Here is a 24750-nt window from a genome sequence, read left to right as displayed (position 1 = left end):
CCCTATTTTTGCAAGATGCAAACTGAACTATCCCCCTGGAAAACCGTCTCTTCGAAGGAAGTCTACGATAATCCCTGGATTACTCTTCGCCATGAAGAGGTTATAACTCCCGCCGGAACCCCCGGCATTTATGGCGTGGCTCATTTTAAAAATAAAGCCATCGGTATTATTCCCATTGATAACGAAGGCAACACCTGGCTAGTGGGTCAGTACCGTTATCCGCTGGAAGAATACTCCTGGGAAATTCCCATGGGGGGCGGAAGCATCGACGTGGACGTCTTACTTTCCGCTCAACGTGAATTGAAGGAAGAAACCGGACTCATGGCTCAGAAATGGGAAATGATTGGTCGCATCCATACTTCTAACTCCGTAACGGACGAAGAAGGTTTCATCTTTGTGGCAGAAAATCTGGAACAGGGCGAAACCGAATTTGATGAAACGGAAGTATTACAAATCTGGAAGTTACCTCTCACGGAAGCCGTTGAAATGGTCATGAATAATAAAATCACCGATTCTCTCAGTGTATACGGCTTGTTAAAAGTAGCTCGTTTGAGAGGCGTTTGATTAGGTTTGAAAAGTTAGAATGTTTGAACACGTTTGATGATCTAAGTTTGAAGAGGTTTGAAAGTTAGATTTCGTTTGAGTGATCACTATCAAACTCACTTCAGACTTTCAAACCTCTTCAAACAACCTCAAACTTTATCAAACCATTTATAAGCTTACGATTTATAGAAATTATCCTCTACTAAATGACTTTACAGTTCTGGGAAGCTCTTTTTTTCGGATTCTCGTCCGGCTTTGTGATGTGCATCACTTTAGGAGCAGTGTTCTTTTCATTAATCCGTAATAGCCTGGACTACGGCTGGAAAAGCGGATTACGGATTTCTACGGGAGTCATCGTTTGTGATTCAATTTTCATTTTTGTTGCCTTAACGGGGACTTCGTTTATTCCAAACTTTCCCCATTTCGATACGTTTTTACGAATAGCCGGTTCCATCTTCCTGATTGCGATGGGAGCCAGTACCATTCGCAAAGCCAGTGCTCAAATTCCCGCTACGCAACCCAAGAGACGATTTTTTCAGTTTCTGAAATTCTTCGGCATTGGTTTTACCCTTAATGCAACGAACCCGGCGAATTTCATTATTTGGGTATCTGTATCTGCCTATGTAAAGGGAGTACTCAAATACGAATTGGACTTGCGAATCGCCTATTTCGGAGCCTGTCTGCTAGCCATTTTCATGACGCAGGTAGCGATTGCCTTCTTTGCTCAGCGAATCAAGCGTTTCCTGAATAATACGGTCATTACCTGGGTAAATCGCGTGAGTGGGGCCGTTTTTGTGGGCACTGGCCTTTATTTATTCTATCGTCAGGTAGAAATCTGGATTAGTGCAAGCTAATAAACTGTGTTGATTCCTCGTTACCCTTTTATTAGTGTACCCCATGAAAGCTATTAATCCAGACGCTCAATCGTTTCCGGTGATGCCCTACACCCAAAAGGGCGAACGATTACTACGAAATCTTATTCGTGCCTATAAGCCTTTGTACTGGCTGAAAAAAAACACATGGCGGAAACCCTTGCCTAATTTTGAAGAAAACCCGCGTTTGTCGCCCTACAAGGGAGCGGCTTATCTGGGGTACAAATATTACATCGCTCCACCGGTAGAAGCTCAGGGAAACCTGGAAGAACATTTTCGTTCGCAAACGCTGGACTTTACGCCTTCCCCTGCTTTTATGCCAGAGTCCCGTATTACGCTTACGGCTGGGGGCGATTTAATGCCTTATGAGCGAGTAAACCCAGCCGCTACTCAACATTTATGGGATGAAGTAGGCGAGTGGTTCTTTGGGGCTGACCTGGTTGTAGCCAATCTGGAAACACCGATTGACACCGATAAACCCGCCTCCGCCGTGCCGGAGGTGATGCTGAACGACATGCATTTCAACGGTTCCGACGAAATGTTTTCCATCTTTTCTGGAAATGGCTCGTATAAAGGGTACGATTTGCTTTGTACCGCAAACAACCACAGCCTGGATCAGGGAGAAGAGGGGGTTTTTAAAACCATTGAATTCTTAAAGAAGAAAAAGGTAGCCCACGTAGGAACGGCTACTGATGCTAAAGAGGCCGAAGAACCGCCAATTTTGGAGCGAAACGGTATTCGGGTAGCCTTTCTTTCCTGGACTTCCAATCTGAATAAATTCGAAACGGAGCCCGGTAAAGAATGGTTGGCTAATTACGAACGCCTGAATCGGCCCGAAGCTGATCTATCATCCATACGTACTCAGGTCAAAAACGTACGTCAACGAGGAGCCGATCTGGTGGTGTTTTTATTTCATACGGGGAACGCCTATCAGGCTTATCCTTCGGCTCATACGGTAGAAATCTATCATCGGGTTTTTCGGGAATGTGGCGTAGATATTATTCTCGGCAGTCATCCGCATAATCCTCAACCGATGGAGCGAGTGGATTTTACCGATCCATTTTCGGGCGAAAAGAAAGCGGGTTTTGCTATCTACTCGCTAGCCGATTTTGTGGCGTATGATATTTTCGTCTGGGATCGTCTGGTGCCCTTACTGAAGTTAACTATCGAAAAAGGGTCTGAGCAGGGCGTTCCTAAAACGCTTCTGACGAATGTGCAGGTATTACCCGTGTATAACTGGGGAGCCAAACCTGGGCAGCCGGATGAAATGCGTTTTCTGGACCTAAAAAAAACAGCCCGCCTGGTGCAAGACGGACTGGTTCCTGAATTCATGAGTCCTTTATGCGTGAAAGAACTCCGACATTTAAACTGGTTTTGTGACCGGCATTTTCTGCCTAGGCAAGCCGATCATTTATTAGCAGTGACGGAAGCTTCGTATCCTTTTTTGGATAAAAACTCTTCCCATTCCTGAATCATCATTTTGCGTAATACCCGGGGGAATTTGTGCTGACCGCCCATTTTCCCCTTCGACGCCATCCAGTCATAAAAGGTTTGGGTGGGTAAAACCGTTACCAGTACCTCTTTTAGGGCGTGTCGACGTTCAACGGCGTAATCGTCGTTGAGGTCCTTCAGTTTTTCGTCAATCAATACCCGAAGCTTTTCAACATCCACCGCATCGTCGGTACCGATGTACCAGTGGTGAGCAAACAGCGAATGGTAAGGAACACCAGCCACGGTAAACTCGGGTACCGAAATCTTTAGCTCATGGCAGGCTAATTCCAAAGCCCGGTTCATATTGTCAACCGAAAGGTGTTCTCCACACATACTCAGGTAATGCTTGGTCCGTCCGGTGATGGTAATTTCGTAACGTTTTTTATCCGTAAAGCGAACGGTATCGCCAATGAGGTAACGCCAGGCTCCCGAGCAGGTGGAGATCAGCAGAGCATATTCAACGCCTTCTTCCACATCGGAAATCATCAAACTTTTGGCATTGGCCTTTACTTCACCCTCGCCGTTGAAATTTTCGTCATTAAAAGGAATGAATTCAAAGAAAATACCCTGATTCAGAGCTAATTGCATGCCTTTGGCATCGGGACGAGCCTGATAAGCCATGAAACCTTCCGAAGCCAGATACGTCTCAATATACGTGATGGGTTTTCCCAATAGCTTCTCAAAGCCAACCCGGTAAGGCTCAAACGAAACGCCACCCCAACCAAATACTTCCAGATTCGGCCAGATTTCGTGAATGTGCTTGAGATTATAATGCTTAATGATCCGCTCCAGAAGTAATTGAATCCAGGCCGGAACGCCCACTACATACCCAATATCCCAGTCTTTTGCCTGTTTGGTAATCTCTTCGAGTTTGTGCTCCCAATCGCGAATGCGGGCGATTTCTTTGCCGGGCTTATAAAAACGCTCGAACCAGAAAGGAATCTGTGAAGCATTAATTCCACTCAAATCACCTTCAAAATACCGACCGCTGAACTTAAGGTCGGTACTTCCACCCAGCATGAGGTATCCTTTTTCAAATAACTCATTTGAAAGGTTTTTGAATTCCGACAATGCCAGAATCTGACGAATACTGGTACGTTGCATGGCTTTTACCATGTCTTTGGTTACCGGAATGTATTTGGAAGCCGATTCGGAAGTTCCAGAACTCAACGCAAAAAACTTCACCCGACCGGGCCAGGAAACGTTCTTTTTGCCTTCCTTGGTCAGATGCCACCATTCACTGTACATTTTATTATAGTCGTGAATGGGAACGATCTTTCTGTATTCCTCATAAAACTGCTCATCCTTGCGGAAGAGAGCCCAGGAGAGGATTCGCTCAAACTGATATTTTTCACCAAAAGCAGTGTAACGAGCCTTATTTAATAGCTTAATGAAGGCTTTACGCTGCGATTTCAATCCATTGACCCGGCGACGGCGTATGACAGTTCCTGTCAACCCAATTCCTCTTTTCAATAGACTCCCAAGTACGGCCATAACTTAACTGGATAGAATTCTATAAACTTTTACGGATTAATCTTAATGATTAGATGGTTTGATAAAACGTAGTTAGAGAGCTGGTAGAGCCTTTCGGTTAGGTTTGAAAGTTTGAAACGAGTGCGGCAATAGCCTGCAAAACGTTTTCTAACTTTTAAACAACGTCAAAAGCCATCAAGCAGACGCTAACTTTCTCAAACGCTTATAAATCCCAGGATTTCAAGGCTTCCATGGTTGAATAAGCCGTTAAATCGCATTTGCAGGGAACGACGGAGGCATAGTTATTAGCCAAAGCCCACTCGTCGGTATCGGTTCCTTCATCAAAATTAACGAAATCCCCATCCAGCCAGTAATAAGGACGACCGTAAGGGTCTTCGCGTTGCTGGAAACTTTCCATGTAGCGAGCATCTGCCTGACGGCACACTTTAATACCCTTTAGGGGCTCGTCAGATTTCGCGGGAAAGTTCACATTCAGGGCTACATGCTTGGGTAAGCCTTTTTCCAGCACCTGACGAGCAATCGTTTGGATGGCTTCCACGGTGTGAGAAAAGTCGGCTTCAGGATGGTAATTCGCCAGAGAAAATCCAATCGCTGGAATTCCTTCAATCGCGGCTTCCATCGCCGCCGACATGGTTCCCGAATATAAAATGCTAATGGCAGTATTACTTCCGTGATTAATACCACTCACAACCAAATCGGGCTTGCGATCTTTCAGAACGAGGTGTTTTCCCATTTTGACGCAGTCCGCCGGGGTGCCAGTAGTTTCATAGGCTACCGCAGCATTTTCAAAAAACGGGCTTTTTTAATACGAATCGGATGGTTAATCGTAATTGCGTGGCCCTGACCCGATTGGGGACGATCGGGAGCAATGACGATGACTTCTCCTAATTCCTGCATGGCCTCAGCCAGTACACTAATGCCTTTGGCGGTAATATCGTCGTCGTTGGTGACGAGAATAATTGGTTTTTTGTCGGACATAAAACTAGTTAAGCGGGTCATTTCCAAGTTAGGATAACCCATTTCAATATGTAATTTAGAGGCAGAAATAAGTATTAATTGGCCCCTAATCATGCTTCAAATCTCCCTTGCCCAGCCTTCGGATATTCCTGTTATTCAGGACATTGCCTTTACTGCTTGGAAGCCCACCTACGGGCATATTCTTTCAGAAGAACAATCCCGCTTTATGCTGGACTGGATGTATAGCTCTGAAACCTTACATCAAACTATGGAGGGTCATACGGTATTTCTACTGGCAAAAGAAGAAAACATCGCGATGGGTTTTGCTGCTTTTGAGCCCAAAGAAGGTGGTATTGTGAAACTCCATAAAATCTACTTTTTACCGATCAGCCAGGGCCGGGGGTATGGGCGGCAGTTACTGGATGAGGTTTCAAAACAAGCCGTTCAGGCCGGAGGCAAATACCTGGAATTAAACGTCAATCGAAGCAATTCGGCCCGTCAGTTTTACGAAAAACTGGGTTTCGAAATGGTTCGGGAGGAGGATAATTACATTGGAAATGGCTACTGGATGAACGATTACGTTATGCGTAAAAACCTGTTGTAATGAAATGATCCGGGAAAATACATTCCCCGGATCTATCACTTATACTTTTTCCGGCTTAAAGCTACCCAGGGCACTTTTAAAGCCCATGGTTGGGGTATACTCTTCCGTCTTTTTAGGATAATAGCCAACGCCATTGTAGGGGCGTTTGCGAGGGTGTGCCTTACAGGCCTCCGAACAGGCCCCGTCCATTTCCCATCCGCAATTTTCGCAAATGGGCAGGTGTTCATTACACTCAGGGTTTGCACAATTCACCATTCGGCTCGTGGTCGTTCCGCAGAGGTGGCAAGTCGAAATTACATTCGGGTTTACGTTATTCACGCTGGTGGTTACCCGACCGTCAAAGACGTAACATTCGCCGTCAAAGTTCTCGCCTCCTTCTTCCAGTCCATACCGGATAATGCCGCCATGAAGCTGATACACATTCTCGAAACCCTGATGTAATAAATACGCCGAAGCTTTTTCGCATTTAATACCACCCGTACAGTACGTGATGATCTTCTTACCGGAACCTTTCAGATGCTCAATTTCAGCCACGTGATCGGGGAGTTCGCGGAGGTTTTCCATGTCAAACGTAATGGCCCCTTTGAACTTGCCGACGTTGTGCTCGTAGTTCGAACGCATATCGACCAGCACTACGTCAGGATCATTCAGTAACTCCTTGAATTCATTCGGCTCCAGATGAATTCCGGTTTCCTTCAAAGGGTCTACGGGTAAATCAGAATTTACAATTTCCTCTTTAACCCGTACATGAAGTTTGTGAAAAGCGTGCTGATCGTGACTCTCAATTTTAAACTGAATTGCCTGAAAACGAGGATCGGCATGCAGCCAGTCCATGTACTTCTGACAATCTTCAACGAGGCCGGAAACGGTTCCGTTCAGTCCTTCGGGAGCGACGATAACGCGGCCTAACAGATTATTCTCCAGACAAAAACGATGGTGTTCTTCCCGATACGCCAGGGTATCCTCGATGGGCGTATAGAGGTAATAAAGCAGGATTTGGTACGGTTTCATAAAGTAATTTGAAGCCACCTGTAACGTGGATCATTCAACTGCAAAGGTAAGGTATTTTGAGATAGACAAGATTAGAAGGTCCTTAAAGACGCGGTTGAAAACTAAAAAATCCACTTTTTTTTGCTGAATTTTGAACTACTCGATACCCCGGATGGTTGCTTCCTACCTTCGTCAGAAGTTCACCACATGAATTTAATTTTTTACTTCTTTCCCAGATGCATATTGCTGTAACCGGAAATATTGGAGCCGGAAAAACCACACTTGCCCGAATGTTGGCCGAACATTTTGGCTGGGAAGTTTTTTATGAAGCCGTAGAGAATAACCCATATCTCGCTGATTTTTACGGAGATATGGGACGTTGGGCTTTCCATTTACAAATCTATTTTTTGCGAAGCCGTTTTGATCAGGCCCGGCGAATCATGGAATCTACCAAACGTATCATTCAGGATCGTACGATTTATGAGGATGCTCACATTTTTGCCCGCAATCTGTATCATTCAGGATACATGAGTCAGGTGGATTATGAGACGTATTTCTCGCTTTTTCAAACGATGATGGATGTGGTAAAACCGCCCGATCTGATGATTTACCTGAAAGCTGATTTACCCAAATTATTGGGACAAATTCAGAAAAGGGGACGCGACTTTGAATTAAATATGAGTGTCGATTACCTCACAGATTTGAACAATCATTACGAAGATTTTATTCGTAATTATACGGATGGAAAGCTTTTGATCCTGGATGTCAATAACTTAGATTACCTGAATAGAACAGAAGATTTTGAATTTATTATCAAAGAAGTAGATCGGGCTCTGCTGTACGGGTAATGCACTTAAATGTGCTGGACTTGCTTTTTAGAATAGGGAGATAATTCTACAGGAATGGATTGAATCATTACCAACTATTTTCCACTAACTAAACCTGAAATGCCATGAGCGAGCATGTTGAAAACATCGATGAATTAGCTCGTATTAATCAAAAAATACTAGCTCAAGGAGAAAGCCTGCCAACGGTTCAATTGAAAGATGGAACCACCGTCCAGACGGGAACGATTGCCACGTTACTGCATAACATCAATCTGTACAATCTTTCAAAAAGTGAGAAAATACAGCATGAGTTAAAAGCTGCTATTCCTACCTTATTTAAAGTAGGTTTATTTGACTTATTTCCACCCGCTGAGTGGTTGAATACCAACAATGAGGGTCGGAAATTTGTGGGTAATGCAGCTATAGAGTATCTCCAGAAATTAGAGAATTAGACTTCATTATTACGAAACAATACCCGCTCCTGAGAAGGGGCGGGTATTGTTTTTTACGCATGTTCCCTAAATTATCGACCTATTTTATGATTGTATTACCGGCTCCTTATGGTTGGGAAGTAATTCATCAGCAGGCTCATGGCATGCTGGCGTTACAATTGGCTATGCAGTGGAAAGTGAACAAGCGTCCCGTTCGCTGGATTGAAACTTTGGTGGCTTTAACCGAACATGATGATGGCCAGGAACCCTGGGAGGGCCGAAATCACCTCACGGATGCAGGAGCACCGCTCAACTTTGAGATGATTCAGTATTCAGTTCCGCAATGCATTAATGTTATTCAGATTGGTTTGGAGAAAAGCCGCTGGAATGCTCTGATGACTTCCATGCACATTTCTTTCCTCTACGAACCCAAACGAACCCAATCGTCTGAACTGGACCAGTTACTCCACGAACAAACCCGATTACAGGAAAAATGGCGTAACCATTACCACGTGGGTAAGGATGAGGTTACGTATGCGTACGCATTTTTGCAATGGTGCGATGCATTATCCTTGATTCTATGTCAGAATCAGTTACCCGTGGATGAACGTCGGCTGGAAATAAGCAAAAGTCCCGATGGAGAATGTTCTTACGTTTTTCAACGCAAGAATGGTACCATTGGCGTAGAACCCTGGCCTTTTCAGAAACAGAAGTTTACGGTTGAAATCGAGAGTTATCAGGTAGAAAAACTGACTTTTACGGATGATAAAGATTTGTTTAATACCATGCAGCATTCAACCGTAATAGACAAAAGCTGGGAATTCAGAAAATAAATTTACTGAATCAAGGTTAAGAACTCTTCTTCGGTTAATACAACCAGCGGAAACCCTCGATTGATAAATTCTTCTGCTCGACGCATTTTTGTGGATTTCAGGTCTTCTCCGACCAATAAGGCATTTTGTTTCCCTACTACCACATAATGCGTTTGAGGTGAAATGTTTTTCGCCGCAACGCCTCCCTTCTGAATCACTAGATGCTGGGCTTCTTCGCGACTAAACGTTTCAAGATCTCCCGTGAAAACCACCAGCTTTCCAAACAGATGATGGTCAGGACTGGGGATTTGGTACAAATTCGGAATGACCGTGGCCGATTTAGCTTTGCGACGGGGCCGGGGCGTGAGTCGGGCAAAACTGCCGTCCAGATTACGCTTGCTGATTTTGGTTTTATAAATCAGATCATCCAGGTCTTCTGCTTGGTGAAGTTCTGCCATACGAAGGGCTAGCATAGCACATACGCGGGCATCATCATCGGCCCGGTGATGCACAAACTTGATTTGATTATAGTAGGCCAAATACCCCAGTGAGTGTTTAGGCTCGTTGGGCCAGGTAACCTTAGCCATGTCAACGGTGCAGGCGTATTGCAGGTTTCCAATAGTCAGCCCGTAATGATCGACAAGGCCACGTAACAGGTTCAAATCATAAGAAGCATTATGGGCAAGAATGGTCTGATTTTCAAGATATGGGCGTATCTCGGACCATAACTCATCGAAGGTAAGTTCGTTTTCGAGCGTAGCTAATTCAATTTTATGAACACGTTGCTGGAAAAACCCCATTTCGAAGGGATAAGGCTTGATTAACCAGTATTTCGTTTCCTGTATTTTTCCGTCTTTCACAATGGTAATGCCTAAAGAACAAGCACTGGATCTGGCATTATTGGCATTCTCAAAATCTATAGCAACAAAATCTAACATAAGAAACTAAGCAATTGGGCCTAATCGCGAGATATAAATAAGTATCTTATCTATACATCACTCTAATAAATGTAAGGTTTAAAAGTAAAAAATGGTTGAAGAGGTAACGAATTTATTAAAAGGTAAATTCAGGTTGTGCTTGTTATTTATGAAAAAACCTCATCAGCAAGGCCGATGAGGTTTATACTAATCCTTTTTCAATTTAAGTTACAAAAATACGAATGATTAGTTTAGTCTCCCTAAAATCTAGTAATAATTACACGATATGATTAATTAGTTATAAGGTAAATTCAGCTATTGAACCATAAGCATAGAGGGCCAATGGTTTTAAAACCAATTGAAAATCAGGACTAATGGGATGAACATTGATTAAGTACGTCGATAGAGATAACCAATGAAAAACCCTACCCGGAAACCAGATAGGGTTTAAAAAATACAAGTGTTTACAAAGCATAAATATACGTATAGTCTATGTATATTCATTGGCGGAGTTACTTTTAATGGAATAGGTATGCCGTTGGTTGTTATGCCTGTTGCTTATCAACAGGGGAAAAGATGGCGGAATCTGATGAGGTAGAGGCATGTTAGACGAAGCGATAGGGCATAAAAAAACCTTCCATTTTTATGGAAGGTTTTTTACTAGAGCAGACACTAGTCGTTAATGACGGGCTTTTTGTGTTTGTTTTTCCAGTTAGCCAGGTCTCGTTTTAATCGAGCTCTTAAGCTCTGGTTATAGGCTTCAATCTGAAAATTGATGTGAAGTATATTTTTAAAGGCATCCATAAAATACTCATCAATCTGAGACTTCGCCAAGGATTCGTCTTCCGTTTCCAATGGGATAACAAAACCCAGGTGACGATTCTTCGTATTTAGAAAAACGGCATCAGGGTTCAGGCTGGTGTCGGAAGGGATAGAAACCAATAACTCAGGATCACCGGAGCAAGAGTAAGTAACTTTATAATGAGGTACCTCAAATTCCTGAACGGTCCCATACGTACTCCGTACCTTCATAGTAGTAGTGTGAGCGGGCTCAATTTTGGGAGTTTGGGTAATATTTACCGGATGGAGTGAATGCAAAGAAATGGTTTCATCCAGGTGAGAATCCAATTCAGACGACAGCGATTGACGATTCAATAAATCCTTGAATGCCTGATTATATTTTTGTTCAAAGTAAGCAGGCAGGGCGGTTTGAGTAGTAGGCGATGTAGTCATAATTGAACAGGTTGATCATGCTGATAAATTCGTTACTCGAATTGTCAAAAAACCGTGCCAGTGTTGCGTTTCCCTGATTCTATTACGTTTAAATCCATAGCATGTTCTTATAAATCGCTAATTTATAAGAAGTTATCGTAAACGTTGGAGATATAATTTAACGCCTTGCGTTCCTTCAGCAATGTGGATAGTATTGGGAAGTGAGAGGGGAGGGGTAAGCTTTAATTCTACGATAGCTCCAGCAGGTATATAAGCAATAGAAGTAGAATTTACCGTATAGTTGGATTTAACAGAAGATATTCTAGACTCGGCAAGAGGATTGTTATCGATGTATATCAGGGCAAAATACAGCCCCAGGGGTGTTTGATCGGGAGTAATAGAAAACGTAAGTTGGTAATAGCCTGCATTATTGACCTGAAATGAATAATAAGCATGACTAACAGAACTATAATTAGCTTTGATATCAGGCGAAGAAGTGTAGGTAGGAAATAGCACAGCGACGGGAAACGCCGAACCTTTATTCTGAGCTATGGCTAAATTCAAACGATTGGTATTGGAAGTTTTGTAGTTGTTATAGTCTAAAACGTATCCTTGCCGATTGTCCCAGGCATACAAATACGAGTTGTTAGGCACTTCACTGGAACGAACCATACGATCCCAATTCTTTCCATCATATACATAGAAGCCCGAATCCTGATCTATCTGGTAGATCATCAAACCAGCCACTGCGGTGTCTTTTCCAGGGCTTCCGGGTCTGTTTTGCTTTGTAATCCGTGGGATTAACAAACCTTTGTTAGGAGAAGAAATCTCCAGTTGAGCACTCGAATGAGGGGTGGAAGTACCGATGCCAACCTGAGCAAAAGTAGTTAGTGAGAAAATACTAAGGAGGAAAATAGAAAAATACTTCATAGGTGAAAAATCTTATAATTTAAAACCGCCGAATTTAAGATATATGACTTAATTAATTAGGTTTCTATGCATATAAAGTATCTAAATAATTTTAGAATAATAGGCCCTCTAATGAGTCATATTTATATAAGTAAAAGATATAATAATATCCTTGCCGTCTTCTATTAAGATTACTGGTAAGGACACAATTTAATGTATCAACAAAAGCCTGTGATTGAATAAATTCCAATTTTATAATGAATAGGAATTAATATTTATTAAATGAATAATACAGATTTTCGGGAAAGTTAAGCTTTGATCAATGAGCTGATTCTGGCTTGTTAATGGATAAAGTTTGAAGAAATTAATGATCGAATAGATTGAGAATAGTTAGGAAAGATTACCTGTATTTTAATTTTTGTCTTCATGAATTGATCTTTTCTTTGCATCACTAACCAAAGAGTAATCATGAAGAAGATTGGAGTTATTCTGCACGGATCGGGTGTATACGATGGAACGGAAATCCACGAAGCGACCTTAGCTTTACTTGCCATTAAAGAATTGGGAGCTGATTATCAGTGTTATGCTCCTAATATTATGCAGCATCATGTAATCAATCACCTCACGGGAGAAGAAATGTCCGAGCAGCGGAATGTACTGGTCGAATCGGCTCGTATTGCACGGGGGGCGGTGAAGGATTTGAAAGAGCTAAACCTGGAAGAGCTGGATGGCCTTTTGATTCCGGGAGGATTTGGGGCAGCAAAAAATTTGTCTAACTGGGCTTTCAATGGTCCGGCTGCTGAGGTATTGCCGGAGGTAAAAGAGCTTATTTTAAAAGCGGTACGGAATAAAGTCGGCATTGCTTCCCTCTGCGTGAGTCCGGTTGTCATTGCGAAAGCACTGGAAGGTTCGGAATATCATCCACTCCTGACGTTAGGCACAACCGAGGAAGCTTCACCCTATGACATTTCTGGTTTTGCGGCGGGGATTGAAAGTGTAGGTTCGCAGCACGCATTAGCTGGCATCGACGAAGTCATTGTTGATGAGAAACTGAAAATAGTCACGGCTCCGTGTTACATGATGGAAACCGACATCGTAGGGATCCGAAAAAATACCCAACGAGCAGTGCAGAAATTGCTGGAAATCATCTAAACAAAAAGCGGTAGAGTAAGGCTCTACCGCTTTTTGTTACTTAGAATGGTAAATCGTCCGTGCCGTTATCGGAAGGCAGGAGAGGAGACGCGGGAATAGAAGGAATATCTGAAGATTGATTTCCAGCTCCGCCGACGAATCCGTTATTATCAACCAGCTCTACTTTCCAGGCTCTGGCTTCAGTGTACCAACGGCCGTTATACTCACGCGATTCGAGGTTAAAAGAAACCTTGATTTTATCGCCGGTTGTGTACTGTTTGAAATCTGCTACTTTGTCTCCCCAAAGAGAGAAGTTTACTTTTTTCGGATATTGATCTTCCGTGGTTTCAATTACGAAATCCTGTTTTACCCAGGGATTACCTGTTTTGCTGGTTCCATTTACTTCGGGCAACACTTGTTGCAGGATACCTTCGATTTCTAATGCCATTTATTTTTCAATAAGAGGATTTGATTATCAGCACCTAGCATGGTACTGGTGCTAATGCTGCTGCAAAAATACGATACACTACTTGCATTCGCTTCTAAAAATCTATACTTTTGCACCACATTAAACAAAGGGCGTTGTGGTGGAATTGGTAGACACGCTACTTTGAGGGGGTAGTGCCGGTTCCGGCATGGGAGTTCGAGTCTCCCCAACGTCACTCTCGTGAGGGGTAAAACCCGAGATAAACCCGATAAATCGGCTGTAAAAGCTGGTTTATCGGGTTTTCTGCGTTTAGGCCCCCTGCTGAATTTCGGATATAAAAAACTGGTATTATTAACGAATAGACCACACCCGAGCTTTGGCTATGCCTGTCGCTAGTCTCTCCGTTGAGCAGCGAAGAGACCAGAACGACCGGCTTATCTCTCTAATGTTAATGTGTTCAGGGGGTAAGTAAACGCAGTTGCATGCTTAAATGAGGTGGGTGAGTCGCCACTCCTTAGAAACTACCTGCACCAGATATTACTCTTGACATTTTAGCTAGATAAGATTTATTGAAGCTTGGTTATTTTAATATATCCCTTCGTTCCAAGGGGATAAAAGTCCATTACAGTAGGGGCTATTCTATTCTCGACGTAGCTGGGACTGACTTTTATTCTAATGGTTGAGTTAGGTTCAATCCGTACTATTCTTGTAATTAATACCCTTGGGGTCTTCAAAGTTGCTATGCCTGTAAGCGGACTTTCTAACTTTCCGTTGATTCTGAATTCAATTATAGATGAATTTCCAGAAATGGTTTCGGCGTTAATGCAATATTCGATGGAATAAACGCCTCCTTTTTGGATGACAAAGGTAGTACTATCGGCATTGAGGGTAATATCCGGGGAGGAGCTTTGTACGGTGAATGGTAGAGGATAATCACTAAACCCATTCCAAGCTATAAACCTTGTAGCTTGTGGTCCAAATGTAAGCGTAGCATCCATGTAACTGAGCGTAGGAAGCTCTGACTTCTTAACTATCTTTTCCCATACGTTACCATCGTAAAAATAAAATCCCGGATCATTATCGGTTTGATAGATGATTAGACCAGCTGTAGCCGCTAGCTTGCCTGGGCTACCGGGGCGGTTGGCATAGGTTATCCTTGGAATAAGTAGCCCTTTATCCGTTGAGCTTATTTCTAACTGAGCACTGGGATCGGGTGTTTCCGTACCTATGGCTACCTGAGCATAGCTAGAATAGGTGGAGAGGAAAAATAGGAGAGTGTAAAGGTGTTTCATAGGAAATTAAATACATTTAATAATTTTATAAAATTACTGGCAGTTACAATGCCCCCGGTCAACATATGGTTTTATTGCCATTACTGTTAATGTAATAACAACCACCTTTTGGACCCGTGCGAAGACGATTTCCGTTGTAGGTTCCGCATTCCCATTCTTCAGGCTGTTGTTCAATAGCTAGAATGTCATTTTCTTTTATGATGAGGATATGGACCTGACCATGTTCACGCTCCGTACGTTGAGTTTTAACCGTTTTGCCCTTATAGCGGGTTTCTACTGTGATAGTACCTGCATTAGTATGCTTCCAGGCTTGTAATCAGGTCTTCTCAATCGTATTTTTTCTTAATTGAATCTTGTAAGGAAGAGAGGTAACGGTAACCGTATCTAGTACATCGTTTTCATTATTGTACACTATTGTTATAGGAGTAGTATTCCCTGTAATGATATATTCAATGAGATACTCGTAACGCTCTGTGTCTTTGGAGCAGGAAAGGATTAGAAATAAACTTAACAATAATGCAAATAAGGAAAACTTCTTCATGAAGGAATTAGTTGAATTATATTACTTTAAAACTTCTGAGTAGTAGCACTGGAAAGTCCATTATCAAACCAACGCTTTAGGTGAAGTAACCAGTTGTCCTAAATTATTTAAAATTCTGTTTTACAGATTCCTTGTGAGAAAGAGATTTTTGTCCTTAAGATCAGGAAAGAGGCAAGAATAATTAGGCGGTACAAAGGGCGAATAGTTAAAGTTGAAAGGTAGTACTGTTTACATATAAACTTCAATATTAAAAGATTGTTAAAATATTACAAAATATTTTATCTGAAATCTTTCATTTATATTATTTGAACGTGGGTAAGAATACTTAGGTTTTGCTTTTATTACTTGCCTTACTGTAGAAGCCCTCAAAATAATTAACTTTTTCGTAGCCGGTATATCAGGTAACCTATTTACTTTAATTAATAACGGGTTTAAAGTCTTTGGTAAAAATGTAGTTTACGGTATCAAGCTTGTTATGATCGCCGAGGGTGGCTTTTAGGAAAGTTTTGGTTTTAAAATACTTTCTTTCCGCATGTTTTCTTAAAGCTATTCGTGCTTTTATGACGGAATCTCTTTTAATAATGGCTACTAGCGAATCTTTATATTGCGTAGCTTCATTTATATGTTTCTGGGCGTCTTCTCTGGAAATATCTGATAAAGAACCCTTACCAAACGTTTCTAAGTACAGGTTGGCTTGGGATGATTCTGTTTGGGCAAGTTCAATGGTTGATTCAAGCAGACTTTTGTAATCTTCATAATCCTGATAGTTAGTAGTCAGCCGCATAGAGTCAAGGTAGTTATCGCTAACTTCTTCAAAGTCTACGGTTCTAAGTTCATAGATCGTACATGGGTAGTTACCTTTAAAAGCAAGATCTTCAAGATGTTTTCTTAAGGATGAATCAAGTTTTTCGCAAGTTTCCTCTTTGGTAAGCTCATGGTTACATGAGAAAATAGAGAGCAGGAATACTGCAAACAATACATGTTTGAGCATAAGAATTCAAATAGTTAAATGTGCGTAGGCGGTACCTAGGTATATGCGTCTTCAATACTAAAAGCTTATCAACTAAATACAAAACCCTTTATCTAAATCCCCTTATTTTGGGTGTTTATACGTGAGAAATAATACTTAGATTCATGCTTTTAATAGAGTAAGTCTGTAGGTTTTAAACCTATTTTTTTAGAAAAATTTAGGTGTCTGAATGGAGCCATCTTTTGAGATGGTTTTACATTCCTTCATAACCGTATACAAAAGCCCCTGAAGTTCGAATATCATAACAGGGAATACGTAATCTTCTGCAAGTTTCTACCCAACGTTTGGTAACGCTTTTGCTGTTCGTTACGTCCAGTACCACTTGTTTCATTGAAACCTGTTTTATCCAATCACCTGGGTAACGAATCGCATTATTGGTGAGGAGCAAAATATCGAACGATTGGTTGATGGAAAACGAAGTGTACTTAGGAATTTCTTTATGTATCCAAACGATACTTCTGGATTGCCACTCAATGTAATTCCCGTAAGGAATGGGACGGACATGAGTCGGCGTTACGCCTGATTCTTTGGAACGTATATCATGATTAATCCAGAAAGGCACCAGGTGTAAGGATTGAGTTCTGGTATCGCCATATAAAGCTGAATCAGCCAGTAGGTGTAGCTTTCTGCCTTTGATCAGACTAATAGCGGTATGCTTTTTAAGGTGGTGAATGCAGATAATTTGCTGTTGTCGATGTTGCGTAAAGGCATATACCTTGCTGAACGAAAATAGAATGACGAGCCCCAATCCGCCCCATAAATAGGCTTTTTGCCTTTTTAGAAAAAGCATCAAAATCATCAGGATAACTCCGTAAATGATTACCAATTGCACAGGGGTGATCAGCAGATTATTCCATAAAGCTCCGGGTAGATGCTCGGTTGCTTTCACTACTACGTTTAAGCCACCGAAGGATAATTTTAATACATACAACAGAAAGTCATTGAGAACCGGAACGCTGGCGAAGATTAGATACGCCATACCTACGATTAACCCCAGACTGGAAAAGGCCATTACCAACGGATTGACCACTAGAAAATACGTAGGAAACTGATGAAAGTAATAAACCGCCAGCGGATAAGTCACCACCTGTGCGGCCACGGCTCCGCAGGATAAACTCCAAAGTTCGGCCCCCAAGGGGTTATCAAATTTCCAGAGCCAATGCAGCTTGGGATAGAGGTACATGATTCCTGCCACGGAAAGGTAGGAAAGCTGAAAGCCCATTTGAAACAAGCTGTAAGGGCTGAAAAGCAGAATGAGAAAAGCGGAAAAGGCCAGGGTATTAAACGCATTTCGGCTGAGTCGAAAGGTATCACTCCAGACAAAGACACTCAGCATAATGGCCGATCGTAGCACTGGGCCAGATAAACCCGTTACCAAAGCGTATCCCCAGAGGAACGAAGTAACTATACTGGCAAAGAGCCACTTTTGGTGACTGGATCCTTTTCGCAGGGGTGTTAGTAACCAACTTAACACCAGAAAAAGGATACCCACGTGCATCCCGGAAACGGAAAGTGTATGAATGGCACCGGCAGCGGAATAAGCCTGGAGCAACTCATAATCAAGTTCTTCCCGAACGCCCAATAACATGGCAGCCGCTACGGCGTATTCCTGTCTTGAGGGCAGTTTCTCTGCCAGTAGGGATGATGCTTTATCATTGATCGTGTAGGCTAAATTGAGTAACACCGAAGGGGGATGGTTACCAAGCCGGGCAAAATCAAAGGCGTGTACATATTGCTGATGGTAAATGCCCTGGTAACCCAGATAAGCCTGATAATTGAATTCATCGGGATTAGAAGGTGGTTCGACTAACTCCGGTCTTTTGCGAATGAGCCATACGTCGCCATACCTGGGCTTATGCGTAATGGTCCGGTCGATAAACAGAAGTATTTTTCCCTGAGTCTCCCGCCATTCATGTTGAACTTTTACGGCATTGATCTCCGCAATAACTCGGTAGGTGCTGGGCTTTTTCTCAACGGCAGAGGACAAAACCGCCCGGTAGGCTATAACAGAATCCTGAAGAGGTGTAAAATGGTTAATCGCAAGTTTTTCATCGGAGGTGTGAGTAATCAATCCTCCTAAACCCATACAGAATACCGTTCCCGCCAGACCGCCAAGCCATTTGATTCCGACGGTAGTAAACTGAAGCCCCAGGAATGCGATCAACGCCGTTCCTGAAATGATCAGAAAAGTTTGAAAGGAGAAGTGCCCCCAATGGTAGAGTAGAGTACCCGCAGAGAGGGCTATTACATACCTTAAAAAAGGAAATAGATTCCAACGCATGAAGTCATTTTTTAGGCTTCAAAGTTGAAATCTATTTTCACGAATCCTTGCTAAAACTGAGTATACTTAGCTAATGGTTAAGGGACCGCAATGCGATGGCTCGCTTTCTCGGATTCCGTCGCAAAGGTTAAAATGTAGGTACCTGGGGTTAATTGCCCGACCGGGATTGAGTAACTACTGCTGGGCTGATTGTTTGCTTCTGAATGAAACAAAGTATGGCCCTGCGTATTAGTGAGTTGATATTTGACCGAATGTAATCCCTGAAAAGTAGCGTCAAAATAAAGTATCTTATTCTGAATTGGGTTCGAGTAAACCTTCAGTTGTAGCGTTGAGGTTTCTTCGAGCGAATTATTAGCATTAACCAACTGTTTTCGGCGGGGACTTAACTCTAAAACGGCCCGCACCCGATTTTTCTGATCCTGGGTAAAAACATTCATACAAGCATCGGGCGAATAATCAAGGTAATTTTCAATCATATTTCGCGTGGTCTGTCCTGAAACGCAGTTGGAGTAGCGGTCGTTACAAAAGCGGGTGTTGTTAGACGATTCCGTGGGGGGAGTGTCATCGCAGTAATCAGTACCGCAATATTCATCGCCCCAGGTGTGAATCAACCCCAGCCAGTGGCCTACTTCGTGGGTAACCGTTCGGCCCAATGCGTAAGATTGATCAGCCAGATCTCCAGTAGAACCAAAGTATTGGTGAGCCACGAAAATACCATCCGTATGGGCATAATCCTGAAAGTAAGAACTTAAGCCGGGAACCGAGGTGGAAGCTGGAAATTGTCCATAACCCAGGTACGAATAAATGTCGGGTAAGACCCAGATATTCAGGTAATGGTCAGAAGGCCAGTAGCTTGTGGCACTAACTGTTTCCAAATCCGTATCAATCGAATAAATGGATTTGTTTCGATACCGACGAATGATTCCCGTAGTCGCATTGCCGTTAGGGTCCCGATTGGCAAGGTAGAATTCGATCTCCATGTCAGCACCTACGGCATTGGTATTATAGCCATTCGTACCTTCTTTCCGGCGATAATCTTCATTCAGGACCCGGATTTGCGACTCAATTTGCTCCACCGAAATATTCGCGTTTCCGCGTCCGCCGATGGTTAATGAATCAGGGTTGTTATGGATCACATGAACGACCACGGGAATGCGAATAATTTTCTCAGCGGTACGGCCACCCCGATTTTTTTTATTCTGGATGTAATGCCGAATCGAATCTTCGAAAATCTGCCGGGAGATGGTTGCGTTTTTTACCTTCAAAACCTGCTGTTGATACACCGGAGAAAACGCACAATCCCGGATGCGTTGAGCCCAGCTGGTACTCATGCATAAAAGTCCAAGCAAAAAGCCGCTGAGGAGCGGCTTTTTGCAAAGAATACTGGAGTGACTATCTTTTTGATTCATGAGGAGCTTCGGCCTTTTCGTAGGCTTCAATGATCAATCGCACCAATTTGTGACGTAACACATCACGTCCGTCTAACTGAACAAAACCAATTTCGGGAACATCCTTTAAAATGGTTAAAGCCTCACTCAAACCAGATTTCATCTTGGTTGGTAAATCCACCTGAGTGCGGTCCCCGGTAATAATGGTCTTGGAGTTTGGACCCATCCGCGTCAGAAACATCTTTAGCTGCATGGTCGTCGTGTTTTGAGCTTCGTCCAGCAGAATAAAGGCATTATTGAGCGTTCGTCCCCGCATATACGCCAGCGGGGCGATTTCGATGGTTCGGTTTTCGATGTATAATTTCAGCTTTTCGGCTGGAATCATGTCGTCCAGAGCATCGTAAATCGGGCGTAAGTAAGGATCAATTTTCTCTTTCAGATCGCCGGGCAGGAAGCCAAGATTTTCGCCAGCTTCCACAGCGGGGCGAGTAATGATGATTTTTCTTACTTCCTTATTTTTCAGAGCTTTAACTGCAATGGCAACGGCCGTATAGGTTTTCCCGGTACCCGCCGGACCCACCGCAAATACAATGTCGTGTTTAGCAACTGCATCAACCATGGCCAGTTGATTGGCCGTTTTCATACGGATTACAATGCCTTTGTTCCCGTACAGAAAAACGTCATCATCGGTTGGGGTCTGTGGAACAGAACCTTCCTCTTCGGTATGGCCGAGGTAATTCTTTACGTTGTCAGAAGTGATTTTACCGAACCGTAAATAATGCTGTTGTAGAGATTCTAAAATTTCTGTAATTCGACTGATTTCAGCGGAGGTACCCCGAATGGTAATTTCATTACCTCTTGAAATAATCTTACTCATCGGGAAAGCCGCAGAAAGCTCCCGGATATTCGTATTCTCGACGCCTAAAAAGTCAACTAGTGAAACCTCGTCGAGGGTAATGGTCTTTTCTATCAAACTATACAGAGGTTTTGTGAAAATTTCTTTGACTAAAGTAATGATTTGCGACTGGTTTTCCGAAAGCTTGTCTATTTTTTTTCAGGTTTGAGCCCTGGGATTCGGGTTTATTTTCAGTATCAGCCATTTAGCAAATTTCTGAAAAAAATGAGCTTATTCCCTGTGAAATGAGCGTCATTTTTGCGTAACATTGTACCTATGGATGACAAACGACGAAACATAACTGCAAGAAAACCAACAACTTCGGTAGGAGGGCTCGCCACTAGTAATCGTTGGCTCGATACGGGACTTGGAAAGATCCCTCCCCAGTCGGTTGATCTGGAAGAAGCGGTTTTGGGGGCGGTAATGCTGGAAAGAGACGCATTAACCAATGTGGTGGATATCCTGAAACCAGAGAGTTTCTATCGCGAAGCTCATCAAAAAATATTTTCGGCGGTTCTAACGCTTTTCAATAATTCGGAACCTGTTGACTTATTAACCGTTACGCAACGCCTGCGAAATGATGGCACGCTTGAATTTACGGGTGGTTCGGCTTATCTGGCCGAGTTAACCAGCCGAATCAGTTCCGCCGCTAACGTGGAGTCGTATGCCCGTAAAATAGCTGAAAATTCAATCAAACGCGATTTGATTACTTCTTCCAATGAAGTACTGAAAATGGCGTATGAAGATACCACGGATGTTTTTAACCTTCTGGATAAGGCCGAGCAGGATTTATTCCGAATTTCAGAATCGAATATTCGTAAGAATTTTTCGGATATGAATGCGGTGGTGAAACAAGCTCTGGAAGAACTCGAAGCAAAGAAACACTTACGCGATGGTCTGACGGGCGTGGCTTCGGGCTTTACGGCTCTGGATCGGGTAACGGGGGGCTGGCAAAAGTCCGAATTGGTGATTATTGCGGCTCGTCCTGCCATGGGTAAGACCGCCTTTATTCTTTCCGCGTGTCGAAATGCGGCGGTGGACTGGAATCAGGCCGTAGCCGTGTTCTCGCTGGAGATGTCTTCGGTTCAATTAGTAAACCGTCTGATTTCGGCGGAGGCAGAAATTGAAAGTGAGAAAATCAAAAAAGGAAGTCTGGCCAACCACGAATGGGCTCAGTTACACGCCCGAATTGGGAAGCTCAACTCGGCTCCAATTTTCATTGATGACACCCCGGCCTTATCCATTCTGGAACTTCGGGCAAAGTGTCGTCGATTAAAGCAGCAGCACGATATTCAGTTGGTGGTTATTGACTACTTGCAACTAATGCAGGGCGATAGCTCGAAAGGCGGCGGAAACCGGGAGCAGGAAATTGCCTCGATTTCACGAGCTTTAAAAAACCTGGCGAAAGAATTGAACGTACCCGTGATTGCCCTGTCCCAGTTGAGCCGGGCCGTGGAAACGCGGGGTGGAGAGAAAAAACCACAGCTTTCGGATTTACGGGAATCAGGTTCGATTGAGCAGGATGCGGATATGGTAATGTTCCTGTATCGTCCTGAATACTACGGTATTACTCAAGACGAAAATGGACAGCCAACGACGGGTGTAGGGGAAGTAATCATTGCGAAAAACCGTTCGGGTTCTACCGAAACGGTGCCGCTTCGCTTTATTAATAAGTTTACCAAATTCGCTGATTTAGGTGGAGGAGATTTCTCCATGATGGATGCTCCGCGTTTCAGTCCAGCGGATAACAGCGAGACGATTGGGTCCTTCGAAAATCAGGCTCCTGCCAGGACCTTTGGTAGTAAAGTGAATCAGCAAAGTCAAACCCCACCTCCGGGTGAGTTTGGCAGCTTCAGTACGGGGATGGGTGACGTCCCATTCTAGGTATGGCTGAAATAACGCATAATAAAAAAGGAACTCGAATCAATCGGGTTCCTTTTTTATTAAACCTGCCAGCGGACATTTTCTTTTAAGATTCGTACAGGACTTCCCCCAAAAATAGCTTTGGTCCCTTCCAACGGCTTCGTGATAAGGCTTCCTGCCGCTACGATAGAGCCACTCGATACTGTGCTTCCTTTGAGAATGGTAGAGCGGCAGCCAATCCATACGTTATCTCCCACATGAATGGGTTTAGGATAGTTAATGACTTCGCCTTGACTATTTTTTATGGTGTGCAAATCCGTATCCATCATTAGGATCTCCCAGGAAAGTACACAATTCGCACCGAATTCAATTTTGCGATAACAGATGAGGGACGTTTCTGCCGTGATCGTAAAATTATCCCCAAAGATCAGAGTGCCGTCGTCGCCAACCGAAATTTTAGAACCATGGCCAATATTGCACGCTCCTTTAAAAACAACGTTCCCGGAAACTTGCCAGATTGAACGTGATTTTTGTTTATCAAATATGCCAATTTCACCATAACCAATCTTAATCTTACCCGGCCAAAGATGGCCTTCAATGGAAACTTGCCCGGCTAAGTGATTGAAGTGTACTTGAGGAGCCACGTAAACGGGAAAACGTATGGCTTGTCTAAACGGGAAATATTTAAAGTTGAACCGGATGGTTTGTAGGTTGATGTTAGATAGAACGTTAAAATACCTCTTCATAAATGATACTTAATCTTTCAAGGTCAGGATTGATTTACAAGTATACTTTACGAATTTTAAATGTTTATTTATTTTAACAAATGTTTATCGACCAAAAGTAATAATTCTTTAGACTTGACTTCATCAAATTTCCTCCCAAATAAGGCATGAATATGACTTTCCTTTAAAGCCGTAAAGTCCTCTTCTACCAGGGTTTTGGGTAAGATGACAGTAGGGGTATGCCAGTCGGTGTAGAATAACCCTAACCAGTTTAATCCATCGGTATTTTTTTCATAGTCAAAATATAAATCATTTGCATAAGGAGAGGTTTTTACCAAAGTCGGTAAGAACATTTCATCTGGGCAATACATGAATTTATAGAAACGAATCAGCTTCTGAATAGCAACCTCGGTGAATAAGTACTTAACGAATGCATGAGTTAACCCAACCCAGGTTGGGCCCTGGTATAAGTGAATGTTTTCAGGGATTCTTCTGCATAGGGGATGCTTGTTTAAATACTTCCTTACCTGATAAAAGAAAAATTGATTACTGTGCTTGCCCCGAGGGTTTAAGAAGTCGTTATTAATGAAATGATAATGGTTAAATCGGTCACTAAACCGACGGTCAGTAGTCGGATAAATGCAACCCTGTACAGGAATAAAAATGCGTTTTTCCTGTACTAAAAAAGATCTAATGTATTCAGGAGGTTTGATGGGATAGTCTGAACCACTAAGTAAAATGTACTGGTCAAATGCTCCATACTGATACGCCGCCCGGAGTAATTCAACCTCCGCTAATACAGTTCCTATGCCTACCCAGAAAATGGACTTACGATCGCTTATCCAGTGAATATTTTCGGTAGTCATTACTTCGTTCTGAAACAGTTCTATTGATTGTTTGCGATCTACATGAATAAAAAAATGATCATCGCTATGTTCCAATTGCTTAATGAGCCGGGCCAGGTGAGAAGGCTGATGATGAGCAATAATCAAGTAGGCTATTCGAGATAGAGACTGCTTGCGTTCCATCGAAAGAGAGTTTAGAAAGCTGGGCTGGCGGCATAAAAAAAAGGCTCAAAAAAATTGAGCCTTCTCTAAACTATCGGGTAACCTTCTCTG

22 protein-coding genes, 1 tRNA gene and 1 pseudogene are annotated in these 24750 nt (G+C 42.9%); 10 read left to right on the top strand and 14 right to left on the bottom strand.

Annotated features, from left to right (window positions below):
• Positions 1-15 precede the first annotated feature (15 nt).
• The 3 genes from BWI96_RS00705 to BWI96_RS00695 all read left to right on the top strand — a co-directional run bounded on the left by BWI96_RS00705 (position 16) and on the right by BWI96_RS00695 (position 2886).
• Positions 16-564 (top strand): NUDIX hydrolase, encoded by a 549-nt coding sequence (locus tag BWI96_RS00705; protein WP_106635033.1) that lies wholly within the window; start codon positions 16-18, stop codon positions 562-564.
• Positions 565-749: 185 nt separating this feature from the next.
• Entirely contained in the window at positions 750-1397 is a 648-nt protein-coding gene (locus BWI96_RS00700) for a LysE family translocator (RefSeq protein WP_106634792.1), read from the top strand.
• 43 nt (positions 1398-1440) lie between these two features.
• Positions 1441-2886 (top strand): CapA family protein, encoded by a 1446-nt coding sequence (locus BWI96_RS00695; RefSeq protein ID WP_157830161.1) that lies wholly within the window; start codon positions 1441-1443, stop codon positions 2884-2886.
• Here the strand turns inward: BWI96_RS00695 and BWI96_RS00690 are convergent.
• Together BWI96_RS00690 and surE are read right to left on the bottom strand one after the other, a co-directional pair.
• On the bottom strand, positions 2823-4400 hold the full coding sequence (locus BWI96_RS00690; RefSeq protein WP_106634790.1) for a GH3 auxin-responsive promoter family protein: 1578 nt from the start codon (positions 4398-4400) through the stop codon (positions 2823-2825). The genes BWI96_RS00695 and BWI96_RS00690 overlap by 64 nt on opposite strands.
• Before the next feature lie 202 nt (positions 4401-4602).
• Positions 4603-5378: pseudogene (gene surE, locus BWI96_RS00685) on the bottom strand (5'/3'-nucleotidase SurE).
• A 91-nt stretch (positions 5379-5469) separates the two neighbouring features.
• On the opposite strand from surE, the gene BWI96_RS00680 reads away from it, so the two are divergent.
• A complete protein-coding gene (locus BWI96_RS00680; RefSeq protein WP_106634789.1) occupies positions 5470-5961 on the top strand; it encodes a GNAT family N-acetyltransferase in 492 nt (163 codons plus the stop codon).
• Positions 5962-6000: 39 nt separating this feature from the next.
• Here the strand turns inward: BWI96_RS00680 and BWI96_RS00675 are convergent, their stop codons facing one another.
• A complete protein-coding gene (locus tag BWI96_RS00675; protein WP_106634788.1) occupies positions 6001-6972 on the bottom strand; it encodes a rhodanese-related sulfurtransferase in 972 nt (323 codons plus the stop codon).
• 215 nt (positions 6973-7187) lie between these two features.
• Between BWI96_RS00675 and BWI96_RS00670 the strand changes: the two genes are divergently transcribed.
• The 3 genes from BWI96_RS00670 to BWI96_RS00660 all read left to right on the top strand — a co-directional run bounded on the left by BWI96_RS00670 (position 7188) and on the right by BWI96_RS00660 (position 9042).
• On the top strand, positions 7188-7799 hold the full coding sequence (locus tag BWI96_RS00670; RefSeq protein ID WP_106634787.1) for a deoxynucleoside kinase: 612 nt from the start codon (positions 7188-7190) through the stop codon (positions 7797-7799).
• A gap of 104 nt (positions 7800-7903) precedes the next feature.
• Positions 7904-8230, top strand: coding sequence for a hypothetical protein (locus BWI96_RS00665; protein WP_106634786.1), 327 nt, complete (start codon positions 7904-7906; stop codon positions 8228-8230).
• A gap of 86 nt (positions 8231-8316) precedes the next feature.
• Positions 8317-9042 carry a DUF3891 family protein gene (locus BWI96_RS00660; protein ID WP_106635032.1) on the top strand — a complete coding sequence of 242 codons (726 nt, stop codon included), beginning with the start codon at positions 8317-8319 and terminating at the stop codon, positions 9040-9042.
• Between the two features lie 2 nt (positions 9043-9044).
• On the opposite strand, the gene BWI96_RS00655 is transcribed toward BWI96_RS00660, so the two are convergent.
• The 3 genes from BWI96_RS00655 to BWI96_RS00645 all read right to left on the bottom strand — a co-directional run bounded on the left by BWI96_RS00655 (position 9045) and on the right by BWI96_RS00645 (position 12080).
• A complete protein-coding gene (locus BWI96_RS00655; protein ID WP_106634785.1) occupies positions 9045-9959 on the bottom strand; it encodes an exonuclease domain-containing protein in 915 nt (304 codons plus the stop codon).
• A gap of 651 nt (positions 9960-10610) precedes the next feature.
• Entirely contained in the window at positions 10611-11171 is a 561-nt protein-coding gene (locus BWI96_RS00650; RefSeq protein WP_106634784.1) for a hypothetical protein, read from the bottom strand.
• 132 nt (positions 11172-11303) lie between these two features.
• Positions 11304-12080: a hypothetical protein gene (locus BWI96_RS00645; RefSeq protein WP_106634783.1), complete on the bottom strand. Its 777-nt coding sequence runs from the start codon at positions 12078-12080 to the stop codon at positions 11304-11306.
• A gap of 447 nt (positions 12081-12527) precedes the next feature.
• Here BWI96_RS00645 and elbB point away from each other — a divergent pair, with 447 nt between their 5' ends.
• Positions 12528-13211, top strand: coding sequence for an isoprenoid biosynthesis glyoxalase ElbB (gene elbB, locus BWI96_RS00640; RefSeq protein ID WP_106634782.1), 684 nt, complete (start codon positions 12528-12530; stop codon positions 13209-13211).
• A gap of 40 nt (positions 13212-13251) precedes the next feature.
• Here elbB and BWI96_RS00635 read toward each other — a convergent pair whose 3' ends face one another.
• Complete coding sequence (locus BWI96_RS00635; RefSeq protein WP_106634781.1) at positions 13252-13638, bottom strand: DUF3127 domain-containing protein; 387 nt, start codon at positions 13636-13638, stop codon at positions 13252-13254.
• A gap of 130 nt (positions 13639-13768) precedes the next feature.
• Between BWI96_RS00635 and BWI96_RS00630 the strand changes: the two genes are divergently transcribed.
• Positions 13769-13852: transfer RNA gene (locus BWI96_RS00630), tRNA-Leu, on the top strand.
• A gap of 331 nt (positions 13853-14183) precedes the next feature.
• On the opposite strand, the gene BWI96_RS00625 is transcribed toward BWI96_RS00630, so the two are convergent.
• The 5 genes from BWI96_RS00625 to BWI96_RS00600 form a co-directional block, all read right to left on the bottom strand.
• Entirely contained in the window at positions 14184-14909 is a 726-nt protein-coding gene (locus tag BWI96_RS00625; RefSeq protein WP_106634780.1) for a hypothetical protein, read from the bottom strand.
• Positions 14910-15865: 956 nt separating this feature from the next.
• Entirely contained in the window at positions 15866-16441 is a 576-nt protein-coding gene (locus BWI96_RS21375) for a hypothetical protein (RefSeq protein WP_157830159.1), read from the bottom strand.
• Between the two features lie 232 nt (positions 16442-16673).
• Entirely contained in the window at positions 16674-18761 is a 2088-nt protein-coding gene (locus tag BWI96_RS00610; RefSeq protein ID WP_106634777.1) for a ComEC/Rec2 family competence protein, read from the bottom strand.
• A gap of 77 nt (positions 18762-18838) precedes the next feature.
• Positions 18839-20092, bottom strand: a complete 1254-nt coding sequence (locus BWI96_RS00605) for a zinc metalloprotease (RefSeq protein WP_198555104.1) — start codon at positions 20090-20092, stop codon at positions 18839-18841.
• A gap of 61 nt (positions 20093-20153) precedes the next feature.
• Positions 20154-21122, bottom strand: a complete 969-nt coding sequence (locus tag BWI96_RS00600) for a PhoH family protein (RefSeq protein WP_106634775.1) — start codon at positions 21120-21122, stop codon at positions 20154-20156.
• A gap of 198 nt (positions 21123-21320) precedes the next feature.
• Here BWI96_RS00600 and dnaB point away from each other — a divergent pair, with 198 nt between their 5' ends.
• On the top strand, positions 21321-22928 hold the full coding sequence (dnaB, locus tag BWI96_RS00595) for a replicative DNA helicase (protein WP_106634774.1): 1608 nt from the start codon (positions 21321-21323) through the stop codon (positions 22926-22928).
• 59 nt (positions 22929-22987) lie between these two features.
• Here the strand turns inward: dnaB and BWI96_RS00590 are convergent, their stop codons facing one another.
• Positions 22988-23551: a hypothetical protein gene (locus BWI96_RS00590; RefSeq protein ID WP_198555103.1), complete on the bottom strand. Its 564-nt coding sequence runs from the start codon at positions 23549-23551 to the stop codon at positions 22988-22990.
• Positions 23552-23721: 170 nt separating this feature from the next.
• Positions 23722-24660 carry a beta-1,6-N-acetylglucosaminyltransferase gene (locus BWI96_RS00585; RefSeq protein ID WP_106634772.1) on the bottom strand — a complete coding sequence of 313 codons (939 nt, stop codon included), beginning with the start codon at positions 24658-24660 and terminating at the stop codon, positions 23722-23724.
• Between the last annotated feature and the right edge of the window lie 90 nt (positions 24661-24750).

It is taken from the genome of Siphonobacter sp. SORGH_AS_0500 (assembly GCF_002838835.1).
Taxonomy (GTDB): Bacteria; Bacteroidota; Bacteroidia; order Cytophagales; family Spirosomataceae; genus Siphonobacter.
The sequence above is the reverse complement of the archived record's forward strand: the minus strand, read 5'-3'. Positions and strand labels throughout refer to the sequence as shown.